At 59.0% G+C, this 17,891-nt stretch carries 16 protein-coding genes; 6 read left to right on the top strand and 10 right to left on the bottom strand.

Annotated features, from left to right (window positions below):
• Window position 1: 1 nt before the first annotated feature.
• Both ACQZ63_RS20710 and fdxA read left to right on the top strand, forming a co-directional pair.
• Window positions 2–418, top strand: coding sequence for an RNA-binding S4 domain-containing protein (locus ACQZ63_RS20710; RefSeq protein WP_013636959.1), 417 nt, complete (start codon window positions 2–4; stop codon window positions 416–418).
• Window positions 419–576: 158 nt separating this feature from the next.
• Entirely contained in the window at window positions 577–915 is a 339-nt protein-coding gene (fdxA, locus tag ACQZ63_RS20705; RefSeq protein ID WP_003516508.1) for a ferredoxin FdxA, read from the top strand.
• An 86-nt stretch (window positions 916–1,001) separates the two neighbouring features.
• On the opposite strand, the gene holA is transcribed toward fdxA, so the two are convergent.
• The 3 genes from holA to leuS are packed head-to-tail and all read right to left on the bottom strand — an operon-like array spanning window position 1,002 to window position 5,219.
• Window positions 1,002–2,039: a DNA polymerase III subunit delta gene (holA, locus tag ACQZ63_RS20700; RefSeq protein WP_003516510.1), complete on the bottom strand. Its 1,038-nt coding sequence runs from the start codon at window positions 2,037–2,039 to the stop codon at window positions 1,002–1,004.
• Window positions 2,040–2,050: 11 nt separating this feature from the next.
• Window positions 2,051–2,542, bottom strand: coding sequence for an LPS assembly lipoprotein LptE (lptE, locus tag ACQZ63_RS20695; protein WP_003516512.1), 492 nt, complete (start codon window positions 2,540–2,542; stop codon window positions 2,051–2,053).
• A 46-nt stretch (window positions 2,543–2,588) separates the two neighbouring features.
• Window positions 2,589–5,219: a leucine--tRNA ligase gene (gene leuS, locus ACQZ63_RS20690; protein ID WP_113556133.1), complete on the bottom strand. Its 2,631-nt coding sequence runs from the start codon at window positions 5,217–5,219 to the stop codon at window positions 2,589–2,591.
• Between the two features lie 193 nt (window positions 5,220–5,412).
• Between leuS and ACQZ63_RS20685 the strand changes: the two genes are divergently transcribed.
• Complete coding sequence (locus tag ACQZ63_RS20685) at window positions 5,413–6,072, top strand: YggS family pyridoxal phosphate-dependent enzyme (protein WP_003516516.1); 660 nt, start codon at window positions 5,413–5,415, stop codon at window positions 6,070–6,072.
• A 107-nt stretch (window positions 6,073–6,179) separates the two neighbouring features.
• On the opposite strand, the gene ACQZ63_RS20680 is transcribed toward ACQZ63_RS20685, so the two are convergent.
• On the bottom strand, window positions 6,180–6,884 hold the full coding sequence (locus tag ACQZ63_RS20680) for a DUF1013 domain-containing protein (RefSeq protein WP_003516519.1): 705 nt from the start codon (window positions 6,882–6,884) through the stop codon (window positions 6,180–6,182).
• Between the two features lie 232 nt (window positions 6,885–7,116).
• Between ACQZ63_RS20680 and acs the strand changes: the two genes are divergently transcribed.
• The gene (acs, locus tag ACQZ63_RS20675; protein WP_003516521.1) at window positions 7,117–9,072 is read left to right on the top strand and encodes an acetate--CoA ligase; all 1,956 of its coding nucleotides are present in this window, start codon (window positions 7,117–7,119) and stop codon (window positions 9,070–9,072) included.
• A 105-nt stretch (window positions 9,073–9,177) separates the two neighbouring features.
• On the opposite strand, the gene ACQZ63_RS20670 is transcribed toward acs, so the two are convergent.
• The 6 genes from ACQZ63_RS20670 to ACQZ63_RS20645 all read right to left on the bottom strand — a co-directional run bounded on the left by ACQZ63_RS20670 (window position 9,178) and on the right by ACQZ63_RS20645 (window position 15,799).
• A complete protein-coding gene (locus ACQZ63_RS20670) occupies window positions 9,178–10,185 on the bottom strand; it encodes a TRAP transporter substrate-binding protein (protein ID WP_003516523.1) in 1,008 nt (335 codons plus the stop codon).
• Between the two features lie 36 nt (window positions 10,186–10,221).
• Entirely contained in the window at window positions 10,222–11,499 is a 1,278-nt protein-coding gene (locus tag ACQZ63_RS20665) for a TRAP transporter large permease (protein ID WP_019566002.1), read from the bottom strand.
• A gap of 4 nt (window positions 11,500–11,503) precedes the next feature.
• Window positions 11,504–12,034: a TRAP transporter small permease gene (locus ACQZ63_RS20660; RefSeq protein ID WP_448799394.1), complete on the bottom strand. Its 531-nt coding sequence runs from the start codon at window positions 12,032–12,034 to the stop codon at window positions 11,504–11,506.
• 116 nt (window positions 12,035–12,150) lie between these two features.
• On the bottom strand, window positions 12,151–13,311 hold the full coding sequence (locus tag ACQZ63_RS20655) for a fumarylacetoacetate hydrolase family protein (RefSeq protein WP_003516531.1): 1,161 nt from the start codon (window positions 13,309–13,311) through the stop codon (window positions 12,151–12,153).
• A 206-nt stretch (window positions 13,312–13,517) separates the two neighbouring features.
• A complete protein-coding gene (locus ACQZ63_RS20650; protein WP_065659973.1) occupies window positions 13,518–14,234 on the bottom strand; it encodes a FadR/GntR family transcriptional regulator in 717 nt (238 codons plus the stop codon).
• A 119-nt stretch (window positions 14,235–14,353) separates the two neighbouring features.
• Complete coding sequence (locus ACQZ63_RS20645; protein WP_113556134.1) at window positions 14,354–15,799, bottom strand: FAD-binding oxidoreductase; 1,446 nt, start codon at window positions 15,797–15,799, stop codon at window positions 14,354–14,356.
• A 200-nt stretch (window positions 15,800–15,999) separates the two neighbouring features.
• Here ACQZ63_RS20645 and denD point away from each other — a divergent pair, with 200 nt between their 5' ends.
• The gene (gene denD / locus ACQZ63_RS20640; RefSeq protein WP_113556135.1) at window positions 16,000–16,986 is read left to right on the top strand and encodes a D-erythronate dehydrogenase; all 987 of its coding nucleotides are present in this window, start codon (window positions 16,000–16,002) and stop codon (window positions 16,984–16,986) included.
• Window positions 16,983–17,885, top strand: coding sequence for an NAD(P)-dependent oxidoreductase (locus tag ACQZ63_RS20635; RefSeq protein WP_113556136.1), 903 nt, complete (start codon window positions 16,983–16,985; stop codon window positions 17,883–17,885). The genes denD and ACQZ63_RS20635 overlap by 4 nt, the downstream gene beginning before the upstream one ends.
• The last annotated feature ends 6 nt before the right edge of the window (window positions 17,886–17,891 follow it).

Raw genomic sequence — 17,891 nt, 5'->3', positions numbered from 1 at the left:
TATGGGGAGCAACGAACAGCCACTCGAAAGCACGCGTCAGCGTCTGGACAAGTGGCTGTTCTTTGCCCGCATGGCCAAATCCCGTTCACTTGCCCAGAGTTACATTCAGTCGGGCAAGGTCAAGGTCAACGGTGTCTCCATTCGCCAGCCCAGCCATCTGGTAAAGGCCGGTGACAGGCTCGATATCGGTTTCGAGCGCATGGACAAGGTGCTTGTCGTCAAATCCGGGGGCGAGCGGCGCGGACCCTATGAAGAGGCCAGACTTCTCTACGACGATCTGACGCCGCCGCGCGAGCCTTCCGACAGGCTGAGCCCGCTGGAGCAGGCGATACGTCAGCCGGGAAGCGGTCGCCCCACCAAAAAAGAGCGCAGGGCGCTCGACAGGTTCCTGTCGGACAGCGACGGAAACAAAGAATAGAATAAACCTTCAAGTCTTAGCGGTTTTTCAGAATTGTTTATCCTTGCTATCTGAAGGCAAAGGCATTACCTCACTTGCAAAATTGCCCTGTCTGAATTCCGGGCGACGGCTTGTGTTCCGAAGCCCACAGACCCGGCCTGCATATTCTGGAGTTCATCATGACATATGTCGTGACCGACAATTGCATCCGCTGCAAATACACCGATTGCGTTGAAGTCTGCCCTGTCGACTGCTTTTACGAGGGTGAAAATTTCCTCGCTATCAATCCTGACGAATGCATCGATTGTGGTGTGTGCGAACCGGAATGTCCTGCCGAAGCGATCAAGCCCGACACTGAGCCGGGTCTCGACAAGTGGCTGAAGCTGAATACGGAATATGCGGCGATCTGGCCGAATATCACCATCAAGCGCGACCCCTTGCCGGAAGCCAAGGAAATGGATGGCGTGACAGGCAAGCTCGAGCTTTATTTCTCTGCCGAGCCGGGTAAGGGCGACTGAGTTCTCAACGACTGGTGTCCTTGGTATCATGATTTTAAAAGCCCTCGCAGCGTCAGCGTGAGGGCTTTTTGCCGACCTTCAGCGAGTTATCCGCCGCGGCCTGATTGCAATGTGGTCGATAGCAGGGTCAAAAGCGCCACGCTGTCTTCCAGGCTTTGGCGCTGGCGGCTTTGCAATATGGCCGCTTGCAGGCGGTTCATCTCACGGGCGATCGCCGCTGGCTGCCAGGTTCGCAACGCCCTTTCGATAACCGGTTTCCTGCGAAAATGGATGTGGCGTCCAAGCGTTTGCATGACCTGCCCGGCCTGCTGCTTTTTCTCATCCATTTCGGCGCGCATCTGATCCAGCAACTGAAATTGCTTGAGGCATCCCTGAAGCACGAGAAAGATCGGCGTCTTCGACGAGACGATCTTCTGGGTGGCGTGGAAAAAGGCGTTTCTGTCGCCCTTCAGGATGGCATCGACGGCGTCGTCAGCCGAAACCGTGCTGGCATCGCCGATGATTGCCAGCACATCATCTTCCTCGATCACCTCTGCGCCGCGGCAATAGAGCGCAAGCTTGCGGATCTCGTTGCGCGAGGCAATCCGATCGCCGCCCAACTGCTCGATCAGCCTCTGCCGTGCGGCCGGGGCAATGCGCAGATTGTCGGCAGACAGTTCCTGATCGATCAACGCATTCAACGAACGGGCGTCATCCGCATAACACGGGATTGCTGCGATAGAGCGAGCGGGTTCTGCGATCTTGCGCAGGCCCGTGCCTTTTTTAATGTCGCCGGCCTCGATGATGAGGAAGCTGGCTTCGGGCGGCGTCTCAGCCAGAATCTGGAGAGCGTCCACCAGCGCCTTTTCAGCCGAGGCACTTTTGATCCAGACGAGTTTTTCGCCACCGAAAAGGCCGATGGCGTTCACCTCGTCGAGAAGGCGGCCGGGATCGCCCTGCAGGTCGGATGCGCTCAGCTTCAACGATGCAAAGGCGTCATCCGGGTCAATGCCGGTCTTTTTGGCGATGAGGTTGGCCCGCTCCGACACGAGGCCGCGATCCGGGCCGTAGAGCACGAAAACGCGAAAGCGCTCCGCCGGATTTTCGGCGAAGCGCTCAAATTCATGCGATTTTATCTCTGCCACGGCCGCCGCTCTCAGCGGCCAAGGGTGGCAGCGATATCGGTACGGATGATTTCAGCCAGTTCCCGGGCCGCACGGTTTTCTGCGTCGCGGATCGCCCTGATCTTGGCGAATTCCTGCTGTGGCAGATCCACCTGCGCCGTTACGCTACGCCGCGCGGAGCGCAGGATCTGGCCGTCGGAAATACGCGTCAGGACGTAATTACCGTTCATCACAACACGGCCTGGGTAAGGGCCGTTATAATTGCTGTTGGTACGGGTCGTCAGATCGTAGTTCTCGACTTCCGTGGACGTGGCGCTCGAGCTTACGGATAACTTGACGTTGTACTGAGCCGTAGCCGGTTCACCCGCACCGCCGGACACCAGGAAGATCAGCTGATTGCGCACTTCCTGCGTTATGCGGTCGCCGGCATTCGAGATGCTGACAGCCGCCAGTCTCTCCTTGGTTCCGGAAGCCTCGCCGTAAAGCGGGCGGACCTGGCAGCCTGCCAGAAGACCGGCCATCATCACGACGGAAACTGCTGCCGCAACGCGGCTCCATCTCGAAAAAACGTCAGACAACAATGTTCACAATCCTCTGCGGAACCACGATGACTTTTTTGGGCTCGCCACCGGCAAGAATGGATTTGACGGCATCCAGCGCAAGGGCGGCCGCTCGGACCGCATCTTGATCCGCATCGCGCGCGATTGTCAATTCGCCGCGCTTCTTGCCGTTGACCTGAACGGGCATGACCACATCGTTTTCCTCGACCAGCGAGGGTACAAAAGTTGGCCACGGCGTCTGGGCGACGAGACCCTCGTTGCCCAGCGCCGACCAGCATTCTTCGGCCAGATGCGGCGTCATGGGGGCAATGATGCGAATGAGGATTTCGACGGCATCACGCGCCGCCGCCTTGACGTCATCAGGCTTGCCACCAGCCGCGACATCCGCCAGCGGAGCTGCGAGCGCGTTGACCAGTTCGTAGATGCGGGCGATCGCCTTGTTGAAGGCAAGCTTGTCCAGATCCTCCTGAACGGCCTTCAGCGTCTTGTGGGCTGCCTTGGATACTGCCAGGCCCTCGCCCTCGCTCGCGGGCTTCGGCGTGACGCTCTTCAGCTCGGTCGCGACTTCGCCGATGATGCGCCAGACGCGCTGTACGAAGCGGTTTGAGCCTTCCACACCGGCTTCGGACCAGATGACGTCGCGGTCGGGCGGAGAATCCGACAGGACGAAGAAGCGAGCGGTATCCGCACCGTAGGATGCGATGATGTCATCCGGGTCGACCACGTTCTTCTTCGACTTCGACATCTTCTCGATCGAGCCGATCTTCACTTCCGCACCGGAGGACAAGAGGAATGCCCGGCGGGCACCGTCAGTCTCTTCGATGCGCAGGTCGGCGGGCGCTACCCATTCGCGGGTCAGGCCTTCACCGTGGCTGTAGGTCTCGTGCACAACCATGCCCTGCGTGAACAGGCCCTTGAAGGGCTCCTTGACGCCGACATGGCCGGTCTCGCGCATGGCGCGGGTGAAGAAGCGCGAATAGAGCAAGTGCAGAATAGCATGCTCGATGCCGCCGATATACTGGTCCACCGGCAGCCAGTGGTTTGCGGCCTTCGGATCCGTCGGCTCATCTTCCCAAGGCGCGGTGAAGCGCGTGTAGTACCAGCTGGAATCGACGAATGTGTCCATCGTGTCGGTTTCACGGCGTGCGTCATGGCCGCATTGCGGGCAGGCAACGTGACGCCATGTGGGGTGGCGATCCAGTGGGTTGCCGGGCACGTCGAAGGTCACGTCGTCGGGCAGCTTGACCGGCAGGTCCTTCTTCGGAACCGGAACTACGCCGCAGACTTCGCAATGGATGACGGGTATCGGGCAACCCCAGTAACGCTGGCGGGAAATGCCCCAGTCGCGCAGGCGGAAATTGACCTTGCGCTCGGCCTGCGGCGTGTTGCCCAGCGTCTGGGCAGAGAGCTTCTGCACGACCGCCTCAAAGGCGTCAGTCGTGTTCATGCCGTTCAGGAAGCCGGAGTTGATCATCACGCCATCATCGGTGAAGGCGACGTCTTCAATGGTGAAGCTGGCAGCGTCGGGGCCTTCCGGCGCCACGACGGCCACCACCGGCAAATCGTATTTACGGGCGAAATCCAGATCGCGCTGGTCACCCGAAGGGCAGCCGAATATCGCGCCGGTGCCGTAGTCCATCAGCACGAAGTTGGCGACATAGACCGGCAGTTCCCACGTCGGGTCCAGCGGATGTATGACCTTGACGCCGGTATCGATACCCTTCTTTTCCGCTGTTTCCAGCGCTGCGAGAGACGTGCCATGGCGGCGGCACTCGTCGCAGAACTCGGCAATATCAGGGTTCTTCTCCGACAGCTCTCTTGCCAGCGGATGGTCGGCGGCGATTGCCAGGAAGGATGCGCCGAACAGGGTGTCGGGACGCGTGGTATAAACGGTTATGTCGGCAAAGCCTTCCGGCACTGTGCCAGCAACGGTCTGCCAGCGCAGCGACAGGCCTTCGGAGCGGCCGATCCAGTTCTTCTGCATCAGGCGCACTTTTTCCGGCCACTGATCCAGCGTGTCCAGCTCGTCCAGCAGATCCTGGCTGAAATCGGTGATTCGGAAGAACCACTGCGTCAATTCGCGCTGTTCGACCAGCGCGCCGGAGCGCCAGCCGCGGCCGTCGATGACCTGCTCATTGGCCAGAACGGTATGGTCGACCGGATCCCAGTTGACCTTGGACTGCTTGCGGTAGACCAGACCCTTTTCCATGAAATCGACGAACAGCGCCTGCTGGCGGTGGTAATATTCCACATCGCAGGTCGCAAATTCGCGGGTCCAGTCCAGCGACAGGCCCATGGATTTCAGCTGGCCACGCATGGTGGCGATGTTCTGATAGGTCCAGTCCTTGGGGTGAACCTTGTTCTGCATAGCCGCGTTTTCGGCAGGCATGCCGAAGGCGTCCCAGCCCATGGGGTGCAGAACGTTGAAGCCGCGCGCGCGCTTGTAGCGCGCAACGACATCGCCCATCGCGTAGTTGCGGACGTGGCCCATGTGAATGCGTCCCGACGGGTAGGGAAACATCTCTAGAACGTAATACTTCTCGCGCGGATCGCTGTTGTCGGTCACGAAAACCTTGTCTTCGTTCCATTTCTGCTGCCAGCGCGGCTCGGCGTCGCGAGGATTGTAACGTTCGATGGCCATTGTTTAGAATTCCGGGTATCGAGGGGAAAAATTTGCGCTGACCTTCACCATGAAACGACCGGGGCGTCAAGTTTGGCGGGGCCTCCGGGCGTTCAATCTTGGCCAGCGTGCCTCAAATGGTGCTAAACCCGCTTGGCATCAAGGCAATCGGCGTCTAGTTAGCGTTCAGAATGTTTCAAATAGAGGTCCTGTGATGGAAATCGAAGCACGTCTTGAGGATGTCAGGCAACGCATAGCGGAGACAGCGGAAAAGTCCGGCCGCAAGGCGACGGATGTTTCTCTCGTCGCCGTCTCGAAGACGTTCGATGCGCAAGAGATCCAGCCGGTGATCGACAGCGGCCAGCGCGTGTTCGGCGAGAACCGCGTACAGGAAGCGCAGGGCAAGTGGCCTGCGCTTAAAGAAAAGACATCGGGTATAGAGCTGCACCTGATCGGGCCGCTGCAATCCAACAAGGCGGCGGATGCAGTTGCGCTGTTCGACGTCGTACAGAGCGTTGATCGGGAAAAGATCGCCCGTGCGCTTTCTGAGGAATGCGTCAAACAGGGCCGCAGCCTTCGTTTTTATGTGCAGGTCAATACCGGGCTGGAGCCACAGAAGGCTGGCATCGATCCACGCGAGACCGTCGCCTTCGTGGCTTTTTGCCGGGACGAGCTGAAATTGTCGGTAGAGGGCCTGATGTGCATTCCGCCTGCGGATGAAAATCCCGGTCCGCATTTTGCGCTTCTGGCGAAGCTTGCCAGACAATGCGGCCTCGAGAAGCTTTCCATGGGCATGTCGGGGGACTTCGAGACTGCGATAGAATTCGGCGCCACCAGCGTGCGTGTCGGCTCGGCAATCTTCGGTGCCCGCTAGAGCATTTCCGGCAAAGCGCATAGCCGGTTTACTGGAAGTGCCCTGAAGCTCTGAAAACAAAAAACCCGGCACGACGGCCGGGTTTTCATAAACGGAAAGACTTTCGATCAGTAGTGATCGTCCTCGTCTTCGTCCTTCGGAGCCGATTTCAGCGAGCTGAGCTTCTTGAAGACGGCGTCCGCGTCGATCTGCTTTTCTTCTTCGTCGCGCTGGAAGTTGTAATCCAGACCTTCCGTCGCCGTTGCCGGCTGCAGCGTGTTGCCAAGCTCTTCTGCTGTCGGCAGCGGGCGGCCGCGCGATGCGCGTTCAACTTCAAGATCGAGATCGATCTGGCTGCAGAGACCAAGCGTTACCGGGTCCATCGGGGTGAGGTTTGCCGAGTTCCAGTGGGTGCGGTCGCGGATCTGCTCGATGGTGGATTTGGTGGTGCCAACAAGACGCGAAATCTGCGCGTCCTTCAGCTCAGGATGATTGCGGACCAGCCAGAGAATGGCGTTCGGACGATCCTGACGCTTGGAAACCGGCGTGTAGCGCGGGCCACGGCGCTTGGATTCCGGCACACGAACCTTTGGCTCGGAAAGCTTGAGCTTGTGGTTCGGGTTGCCTTCAGCGCGGGCGATCTCGTCGCGGGAAAGCTGTCCGGTCGCGATCGGGTCGAGGCCCTTGATGCCCTGCGCGGCTTCACCGTCGGCGATTGCCTTGACTTCGAGCGGATGCAGTTTGCAGAACGTGGCGATCTGATCGAACGACAGCGCGGTGTTGTCTACCAGCCATACAGCCGTAGCTTTTGGCATGAGCAATTGTTGAGCCATAGATACAGTCCTTCTGTCCGTCCGCGCCGGGGTCGCGGGCGTGGTATCAACCACTGATTTCCGGGATATTGGCGCTCTATAACCGGATTGCATCATAATTGCAATTCTTTGCGAAACAAATGCCTTTGTCTAATTGCCGTGTGCATTTGAACTGCTATGAATTCAACACATGCCTGAGGTGGGAGTCTCAAGGTCGCGCATATCAAGCCATATCTGGTTCCAGGAGGAGTTCATGTCTGCCAAAATCTACCCCGTGCTCAAATCGGCGAAAGCCCGCACGCTCATCGACAATGAGCGTTACCAGAAATGGTATCAGGAGAGCGTCGAGGATCCCGAGAAGTTCTGGGACAAGCACGGCCGGCGGATCGACTGGTTCAAGCCCTATACCAAGGTCAAGAACACGTCCTTCAAGGGAAGAGTGCCGATCAAGTGGTTCGAGGACGGCCTGACGAACGTCTCCTACAACTGTATCGACCGGCACCTGAAGACGCATGGCGAACGCACGGCGATCATCTGGGAAGGTGACAATCCCTATATCGACAAGAAGATCACCTACAATCAGCTCTATGACTATGTCTGCCGCCTGGCGAACGTGCTGAAGAAGCATGGTGTCAAGAAGGGCGACCGGGTCACCATCTATATGCCGATGATACCCGAGGCGGCCTATGCCATGCTCGCCTGCGCCCGCATCGGCGCCATTCATTCGGTCGTGTTCGGCGGCTTCTCGCCGGAAGCCCTGGCCGGCCGCATCGTCGATTGCCAGTCCACCTTCGTCATCACCTGCGATGAAGGCGTGCGTGGCGGCAAGCCGATCCCGCTCAAGGAAAATACCGACAAGGCGATCGATATTGCCGCCAAGCAATATGTCATCGTCAACAAGGTTCTGGTCGTGCGCCGCACCGGCGGCAAGACCGGCTGGGCGCCCGGCCGCGACATCTGGTACCATCAGGAAATCGCCACGGTGAAACCGGATTGCCCGCCGGTGAAGATGAGAGCGGAAGATCCGCTGTTCATCCTCTACACGTCAGGCTCCACCGGCAAGCCGAAGGGCGTGCTGCACACCACGGGCGGCTATCTCGTCTATACGTCGATGACGCATGAATACGTCTTCGACTACAAGGACGGGGAGGTCTTCTGGTGCACCGCCGATGTCGGCTGGGTCACCGGCCATTCCTACATCGTCTACGGGCCGCTGGCGAACTGTGCGACGACGCTGATGTTCGAAGGCGTTCCCAACTTCCCGGATCAGGGACGGTTCTGGGAAGTCATCGACAAGCACAAGGTCAACATCTTCTACACCGCACCGACGGCGCTCCGATCCCTGATGGGGGCCGGCGACCAGTTCGTCACGCGTTCGTCGCGCGAAAGCTTGCGGCTTCTCGGCACGGTGGGCGAGCCGATCAATCCCGAAGCGTGGGAGTGGTATTACCATGTGGTCGGCGAGGACAAGAGCCCCATCGTCGATACCTGGTGGCAGACGGAAACGGGCGGCATTCTCATCTCGCCGCTGCCGGGTGCGACGGACCTGAAGCCGGGTTCGGCGACAAGGCCGTTCTTCGGCGTGCAGCCGCAGCTGGTCGATGCCGAAGGCAACGTGCTGGAGGGGCCGGCCGACGGCAATCTCTGCATCATCGACAGCTGGCCGGGCCAGTCGCGGTCCGTTTACGGGGATCACCAGCGCTTCGTCGACACCTACTTCTCGACCTATAAGGGCAAGTATTTCACCGGTGACGGCTGCCGGCGCGATGAGGACGGTTATTACTGGATCACTGGCCGCGTCGATGACGTGCTTAACGTCTCCGGCCACCGCCTCGGCACCGCCGAAGTCGAGTCGGCACTTGTTTCGCATCATCAGGTTTCGGAAGCGGCGGTCGTGGGTTACCCGCATGCCATCAAGGGGCAGGGCATTTATTGTTATGTCACGTTGATGGCGGGCCAGAGCGGCGACTATGCGCTGCGCGAGGAGCTGGTAAAGCACGTCCGCAACGAGATCGGGCCGGTTGCGACGCCAGACAAGATCCAGTTCGCGCCAGGCCTGCCGAAGACCCGTTCGGGTAAGATCATGCGGCGTATTCTGCGCAAGATCGCGGAGGATGATTTCGGCGCGCTTGGGGATACCTCGACGCTTGCCGATCCGGCGGTGGTCGAAGATCTCATCGCCAACCGGCAAAACCGCACGGCGTCCTGATTTTCTGGAAGAGGCTGCTTTGGCAGCCTTTTTCTTTTCTGTATTCGCATAAACAAAAACACCCGGAGGCTGACCTCCGGGTGTTTTAATTTTATCCAGACAGGATTACTGGCCGCGGATCTTCTTCAGGTCCGCCAGAACGGCGTCAACGACGTCGGCACCGATTTCAGCCTTGTGCTTTTCGTAGACGACCATCGACTTTTCGCGGATACGTGCCTGCTCTTCCGCAGACAGCGAGTTCACTTCAAGTCCTGCAGCCTTGATCTTTTCCAGCGACTTCTGGTTCAGTTCGCGGATGACCTTGCGCTCTTCGTCACGGCCGACGACTGCGCATTCGCGCAGGGCCGTCTGTTCTTCGGGCGTGTAGCTGTCGAAGATCGGCTTGGAGAAGAGGAAGAGGAACGGCGTGTAGGCGTGGTTCGTCTCGGTGATGTACTTCTGCACCTCGTAGAACTTGGAGGTGTCGATCGTCACATAGGGGTTTTCCTGTGCGTCGATCGCGTTGGTTTCAAGTGCCGAGAACACTTCACCGAAAGCCATCGGCGTTGCATTGGCGCCGAGGTTCTGGAAGGTGTCGAGGAAGATGTTGTTCTGCATCACGCGAACCTTCAGGCCGGAAAAGTCTTCCCACTTGTTCACGGCGTGCTTGGAGTTCGAGAGGTTGCGGAAACCGTTTTCCCAGTAGGCCAGGTTTACGAGGCCCTGTTCTTCCAGCTTCTTGTTCATCATGTCGCCGAAGGCGCCGTCCATCACGGCATCGGCTTCCTTGGCATTGGAAAACAGGAACGGCAGGTCGAAGACGCCGAGCGACGGGATCAGGCCGACGAGCGGTGACGAGGACGTAACAACCGCTTCCTGAACGCCGGAGCGCAGGGCCTGCGTCGCCTGAAGGTCACCGCCGAGAGCGCCGCCCCAGAATGCCGTCAGCTTCAGCTTGCCGCCCGACTTGTCGTCGAGGCAGGCCTGCATGGCCTTGATGCCGTTGCCGACCGGGTGGTCCTGGTTGATGCCGTTCGAAACGCGGATGTTGCGGCTGTTGAATTCAGCCATTGCCGGGGCTGCGGCGCCCACCGCAAAAGCGATGGCCGTGGTGGTCAGAAGAAGCTTTCTCATAATATCCTCCCTTGGATTTTGGTTGAGAAGTGGCGATTAACGAAGGTACTGCAGCGGAACCATCACGATGTCCGGGAAAACCACGAGCAACGCCAGAACGATGGTTTCTGCAACGAGGAAAGGCCAGACACCGATCGTGACCTTGCCGAGCGGGATGCGTCCGACGCCTGAGACGACGTTCAGCACGACACCGACCGGCGGGGTAATCAGGCCGATGGCATTGTTGATGATGAAGAGGACGCCGAAATAGACCGGGTCGATGCCTGCCTGCTTGACGATGGGCATCAGAACGGGCGTCAGGATCAGGATGGTTGGTGTCAGGTCGAGCGCGGTTCCTACGATGAAGACCAGCACCATCATGGCAACCATCAGAAGCATCGGACGATCGATCAGCGGTTCGATATAACCTGCGACTTCGTTTGGAATGTTCGCAGCCGTGATGAGCCATGCGGAGACGAGGGCTGCGCAGACAAGGAACATGATGATCGAGGTGCTCTTGGCAGCGCGCAGAAGAACGTGGAACAGATCCGCCGGCTTCAGTTCGCGGTAGATCACCATGCCGACGAAAAGAGCGTAGCCGGCAGCGACAACGGCGGCTTCCGTCGGCGTCATGATGCCTGCCTTGATGCCGCCCAGAATGATGACCGGCATGCCAAGCGCCCAGCCGGCGCGTACCGTGGCAACCAGACGTTCCTTGCCCGAGGTCTTGGGCAGCGGCTTGATGTTATCCTTTCGGACCACGATCAGCCAGGCGATGATCAGCGAAATGCCCATCAGAATGCCGGGTACGATACCGGCAAGGAAGAGCTGGGTGATCGAAACGTTGGCGGCGACGCCGAAGACGATGAAGGCCATGGAAGGCGGAATGACCGGGGCAATGATGCCGCCTGCAGCGATGAGGCCGCCGGAGCGCGGAATGTTGTAACCGGCTTTCGCCATCATCGGGATGAGGATTGCGGCAAGGGCTGCGGTGTCGGCAGCGGCCGAACCGGAGATGCTGGCCATGATGATGGCCGCGACAATCGCGACGATACCGAGACCGCCCCTGATATGGCCCACAAGCGCAATCGCAAAGTCGATGATGCGGCGGGAAAGACCACCGGAGTTCATCAGTTCGCCAGCCAGAATGAAGAAGGGGATGGCGAGCAGCGTGAAGGTGTCCGCGCCCGAGATCATGTTCTGGGCGATGATCGCGGTGTTGAACATGCCCATGTACCACATGAGCACGACGCCACAGAACATCAGCGAGAAAGCGACGGGAACGCCAATCGCCATGGCTCCGAGAAGAGAGCCGACAAAAACGAAAAGTGTCATGGTATCAGCGCTCCGAAAGCTGTTCGATCGTGAGGTTCTCGCCGGCGAACTGGGCGATTTCATCCTCTGTCACGCGGCCCGTCACATAACGGTAGAGGCGTTCCAGAGCGATGATGAACATCAGGCCGCCGGTGAACATGCCGATGCCGTAGACCCAGATCATCGACAGCTTGGTGACAGGCGCATGCATGCTGGCGTTGATGGCGGACTGCTTCCATGTTCCCCAGAAGAAGATGGCGGAACAGCCCAGAATGATAATGTTCGACAAGACCATGCACACGACACGGGCGCGGCGCGACAGGAACATCACGAGAGTTTCGATGCCCATATGGCTGTTTTCACGGAAGGTCAGTACGGCGCCGATGAAGGTCAGCCATACGAAGAAGTATCGCGACAATTCTTCCGAGATATTGATGCCGGAATTCATCGTGTAACGCATGACAACGTTGACGAAGACCATGATCGACATGCCGGCGAGCAGCAGGACGAGAATGATTTCGAGAATCCGGTAAAAGAGATTGACGGTCTTTTGCATTTTCCCCTCCCGAAGAAATATCTGGAGCATTTTCGACGAAGGATCGCCCTCAATGCTCCACCTATGGGTTTTCGCAATTCTGGGCGCAAAACCGCGATGCAGTTTTGCTGGATTGCCTAGAGCAGCCCGCGTTTCGCCAGGTTGCGCATGAGGGCCGCGGTGCCGAATGTCCATTCCGGGCATTCGTCTGTCGTCGTGACCCAGTTGATCAGCTTGCCGAGCTTGGGCGTGGAGATTTCGACACGGTCGCCCTTGGAGTGGGTGAAGCCGAGACCCGGGCCATGGCGGTCCTTTACCGGCGCGAACATCGTACCAAGGAAAAAGACGGCGCCGTCAGGATACTGATGGTTGCGGTTCAAGAGCTGGGAAGCGAGGTTTTCCGGCGTGCGGCTGATCGCCTGCATTGCGCTTGCACCGGTCATGGTGAAGCCGTCCTCGCCTTCGACCAGAAGCGATATCTGCGCCTTCTTCACGTCTTCGATGGTAAAGCGTCCATCAAACAGGCGGATGAAGGGACCGATTGCGCAGGATGCGTTGTTGTCTTTTGCTTTGCTGAGCAGGAGGGCGGAGCGGCCCTCGAAGTCACGCAGGTTGACGTCGTTGCCGAGCGTCGCGCCAACGATACGGCCGTCGGAGGCAATGGCCAGCACCACTTCCGGCTCCGGGTTGTTCCACTGCGACTTCGGGTGAACGCCGATCAGCGCGCCGCAGCCGACGGAGGCCATGGCCTGCGCCTTGGAGAATATCTCCGCATCCGGACCGATGCCAACTTCCAGATATTGCGACCACAGGCCCATTTCCTGCAGCAGTTTCTTCACTTCGGCTGCTTTTTCCGAACCGGCCTCAAGTCCCTTGAGATTGTCGCCGAGAACCGGCGCCAGCCGTCCGCGTATTTCCTGCGCGCGAAGTGGATCGCCTTTGGCCTGCTCCTCGATCACGCGTTCCAGCATGCTGTCGGCGAAGGTCACGCCTGCAGCCTTGACGGCCTGAATATCGTTGGGGGCGAGAAGTTCACCAGCGGAGCCATCCAGAAAGGCCTCGAGCGCGCCAAGCGCTACGAATGTGCCGGTGTCTGCAAGCAGCTCCACCAGATCCGTCTTTTCCAGAAGTTCCGACATGGTCGGCGAAATAGAGGTGAGGTCGTAAAGCACGCCGCCTTTGAGCAGAACGGGGCAGGGGCCGCCTTCGCTTTTCGACCATACGCGGCCGACGAGCAGGGCGTTTTCAAAGTCTTCAGGCAAAATAGCGGTAGCGTCGATGGACCTTGAGCCGGTCATATATATCCTCCCCTTCAGCCCTCCGACAGCCGCCTCCTGCGGTCATATTGTCTGGATGTCTGACAACCTAATCTCATTCTTCTTAGTATGACTTTTACAGCGAGTCTAGCGGCACCGCAGACAAAATTATCGTCTTTCGCCTCTGGATTGCCGGAAAGCAGCGAAACCTGTCCTATAGCTTTGCCGTTTAAGCTTCTGTTTGCGGCTCAGAAGATATCCAGTTCCAGATTGACCCGGCTTGCTGCCCCGAGCAGATGTTTGCGCATCGCATCCTTGGCCGCAGTCGCATCGGCGCGTTCGACGGCTTCGAAGATTGCCACATGTTCGGCGATCGTCACCTCTAGGATTTCCCCGAAAATAGCACGGGAGAAGGCGATGTTGATAGCCGAGCTGATGCGTTCTGCGATAAAGCCGAGAAACATCAGGAAATATTCGTTCTGCGTCGCTTCCGCCAGAATACGGTGAAAGTCGAGATCGGCCGCAACGCCCTCCGTCGACCAGTCGTCGGTCGTTCGCATCTTTTCCAGTGCCGCCGCCAGCCGCGCCAGCTGCTGCGGGTTGCGGTGGAGTGCCGCCAGACCCGCCGCCTCGATTTCCATCGGCATGCGAAGCTGGAAGAGATCGCGGAAATTATCCGGATCGTTCAGACGGGACCGCTCGATGCGAATGGACAGTCTCTGCCGGGGATCGGTGACGAAAGCGCCCACGCCTTGCCGTGTTTCGACAAAACCTTCGTTGCGCAATTGCGCGATCGCTTCACGAATGACCGAGCGGCTGACGCCGAAGGTTTTCGCCAGAACATGTTCCGTGGGCAGCCTGTCGCCCGGCCCGAGTTTCGAATCATTGATTTCGCGGGCGATCTCCGCGGCGATCCGGCCGGGCAGATGATCGTTGCGATGTATCTGACTGAACTCCAGCGTCATGATTGCTCCCGTTCCACAGAAACGATTGGTCCGTTTTTTCCCGCAGCAGGCGACTTCCTCCTTCGCCGTCAGCGGGGTTTTCAGAGGCGGCGTATTCCGCCGCCTTTGCTGTTTCTCGATTAGCTATCCGGTTGCAGGGTTATCTGGCAACCGGGATTCATCCGCAAATCGGGGTCAAAGGCATTTTTCAAACCCGTGATCATCCGGCGCTGCACATCAGATAGCCGGCTTTCGAAATCAGAGCGTTTCAGGCGGCCGATGCCGTGCTCGGCGCTGATGCTGCCGACGTAACGGTCAAGGACTTCGTTGACGAGGGTTTTCGATTTGTAGATGAAGGTTTCGCGCTCCTGCGGCGTTGCTCCGTTTGGCGGCAGCACGTTGAGATGGACGTTGCCGTCTCCGACATGGCCATAGGAAACCGCCAGGCATTCCGGCAGTTTTTCCGCCAGTTCAGCCTCTGCTTCGGCCACGAACGCCGCAAGTTTTGACAGCGGCACGGAAATATCGGTGCGCATATGGCTGCCGCGCAGCGCCTGACCCTCGTTCATGCCCTCGCGGAAAAGCCACAGCGATTGCGCCTGTGCTCGCGAGGAGGCGATGACGCCGTCCAGCACCAGACCGTCTTCCATGACGCCCTCGAGGAACCGTCCCATCAGGTCGGCAGTGTCTACTAGCCCCGAGCCGGAAATTTCCATCAGCACATAGGCCGGATAATCTCCGGCGATCGGCATTTTAAGGTCAGGGATTGCTTCGATTGCGAGCGTGAAGGCGACGGGCGGCATGAATTCGAAGGCGGACATCAGGTCGCAGCATTCGCGGCGGGCGCGGCGATAAAGCTTGATGGCGTCATCCAGCGAATTGAGGCCGAGCAGTGCCGTCTCGACATGTTCTGGATTGGGGTAGAGCTTTACGGACACGGCCGTGATGATGCCGAGTGTTCCTTCCGCGCCGATGAAAAGCTGCTTCAGGTCAATGCCACGATTGTCCTTACGCAGCGTCGACAGGCCATTCCAGATGGTGCCATCAGGCAATACCACTTCGAGACCCAGCACCAGTTCGCGGGTCATGCCGTAACGCAGAACGTTGATGCCGCCAGCATTGGTGGAGACGTTGCCGCCGATGCGGCAGCTGCCCTGCGCGCCGAGCGACAGCGGAAAGAACATTCCCTTGTCCTGAACCGCATCCTTGAATTCCGACAGAATGCAGCCGGCTTCAACGACAGCCGAAAAATCGTCGCTGTCTATGGTGCGGATGGCGTTCATGCGCTCGAGGCTCAGCACGATCTGACGCTTTGGCTCATCGGGAATGCCGCCGAGCACCAGCCCGGTATTGCCGCCCTGAGGGATGATGGCGAGACCGAGTTCGGCGCAGGCGCGAACCGTATCGGAGACTTCCTTGGTCGAACGGGGGCGGATGACGGCTACCGCCGAACTGGTGACGTCGCCATGCCAGTCGCGGCAATAGCGCAGCATGTCTTCCTGCGATGTCAGCAGCAATGCCTCGCCCAGCCTGTTCTTCAGCGAGAACCGCAATTCCTCGATATCGTGTTCGCTCACGATCGTCATTCCACCCTCTCCGTCCAATCCGCCCTAAAATATCCGGGCAAAGGTCTTTCGCCCTTGCTTTTGCCGGTTTGTGAAAAAATACTATTTTCAATCAAACCATATAAGGTTATCAGACAACCTTACAAGCTAATTTATCGGTTCACGAGCCGATGATGTTTTTTCGGTCTCGGGAGAATGACCGGGCCAAAGAGGAGGAAGATATGCATATCGCAATCATCGGTGCTGCAGGCATGGTTGGCCTTAAGCTGACGCAGCGTCTCGTCAAGGATGGATCGCTTGGCGGCAAGTCGATTGAGAGATTCACGCTTATCGACGTGTTTCAGCCTGAAGCGCCCGCCGGCTTCTCCGGTGCGGTTGATGCGCGCGCAGCCGATCTGTCCGCGCCGGGCGAAGCCGAAAAGCTGGTCGAAGCCCGCCCCGATGTGATCTTTCATCTTGCTGCCATCGTATCCGGTGAAGCCGAACTTGATTTCGACAAGGGCTACCGTATCAATCTCGATGGCACGCGTTATCTCTTCGACGCCATCCGCATTGCCAACGGCAAGGACGGTTACAAGCCGCGTGTGGTCTTCACCTCGTCGATCGCCGTATTCGGTGCGCCGCTCCCCTATCCGATTCCGGATGAGTTCCACACCACGCCGCTGACCAGCTACGGCACGCAGAAAGCGATCTGCGAGCTGCTGCTCTCCGACTATAGCCGTCGCGGTTTCTTCGACGGTATCGGCATTCGCCTGCCGACGATCTGCATTCGCCCCGGCAAGCCCAATGCGGCCGCTTCCGGCTTCTTCTCCAACATCCTGCGCGAGCCGCTGGTTGGTCAGGAAGCGGTACTGCCGGTGCCGGAAAGCATTCGCCATTGGCACGCTTCGCCGCGTTCCGCTGTTGGTTTCCTTCTTCATGGCGCAACGATCGACGTGGAAAAGGTCGGTCCCCGCCGCAACCTGTCCATGCCCGGCCTCAGCGCCACCGTTGGCGAACAGATTGAAGCGCTGCGCAAGGTTGCGGGCGAAAAGGCCGTTGCCCTCATTCGCCGCGAGCCGAATGAGATGATCATGCGCATGTGCGAAGGCTGGGCGCCCGGTTTCGAAGCAAAGCGCGCCCGTGAACTTGGCTTTACGGCTGAAAGCTCCTTCGAAGAGATCATTCAGGTTCATATCGAGGACGAACTGGGAGGTTCACTGAAATGAGTGTCGGCGGGGAGGAGAAGAAGCGGTCGGTTGCCTTTATCGGCACAGGCCTGATGGGCGGGCCGATGGCCCGGCGTCTGCTGGGCGCGGGCTTTTCGGTTGCGGTGTGGAACCGCAGCGTCGAAAAGGCTGAGGCGCTGGTTGCCGATGGCGCGGTTCTCGCGGCATCGCCGGCCGAAGCCGCCAGGGGTGCCGATATCGTCATCACCATGCTGAGCGATGGCAAAGCCGTGGGCGAGGTGCTGTTCGAGGCGGGTGTGGCCGAAGCGCTGGAAAAAGGCGCTGTTGTCATCGACAGCAGCTCCATTGCGCCGCCTATTGCGCGCGAACACTCCTCCCGGCTACGGGCAATGGGCATTCATCATGTCGATGCGCCGGTCTCCGGCGGTGTGCCGGGCGCAACGGCGGGTACGCTCGCGATCATGGCCGGTGGCGATGAGGCGCTGATCTCTGGTATTTCGGATTTCTTCGCGCCGATGGGCAGGCTCACCTATGTCGGCCCCTCCGGCGCGGGCCAGCTTTGCAAACTCGCAAACCAGCAGATCGTCGCCATCACCATCGGCGCGGTTGCCGAGGCGATGATGCTTGTGGAAGCGGGCGGGGCATCCCGCGAAGGGTTCCGTGACGCCATACGTGGCGGTTTTGCCGAAAGCCGGATATTGGAATTGCACGGTGAACGCATGGTGAAGCGCAATTTCGCGCCAGGCGGACCCTCCAAGTTCCAGCTCAAGGATCTGAACGGGGTGCTGGCGACGGCGAAGGATTTGTCCCTGACGTTGCCTTTGACCCAGCAGGTAACGCGGGAGTTCGATGATTTCGTCAGCGATGGTGGAGCCGATATCGACCATAGCGGTATCCTGCTTTACCTCGAAAAACTCAACAACCGGGAACAGGGCTGAGGCGGT

This window comes from Agrobacterium sp. CG160-95, assembly GCF_053521725.1.
Note: the sequence above shows the minus strand (reverse complement) of the source record. Positions and strands in the feature narration are given on the sequence as shown.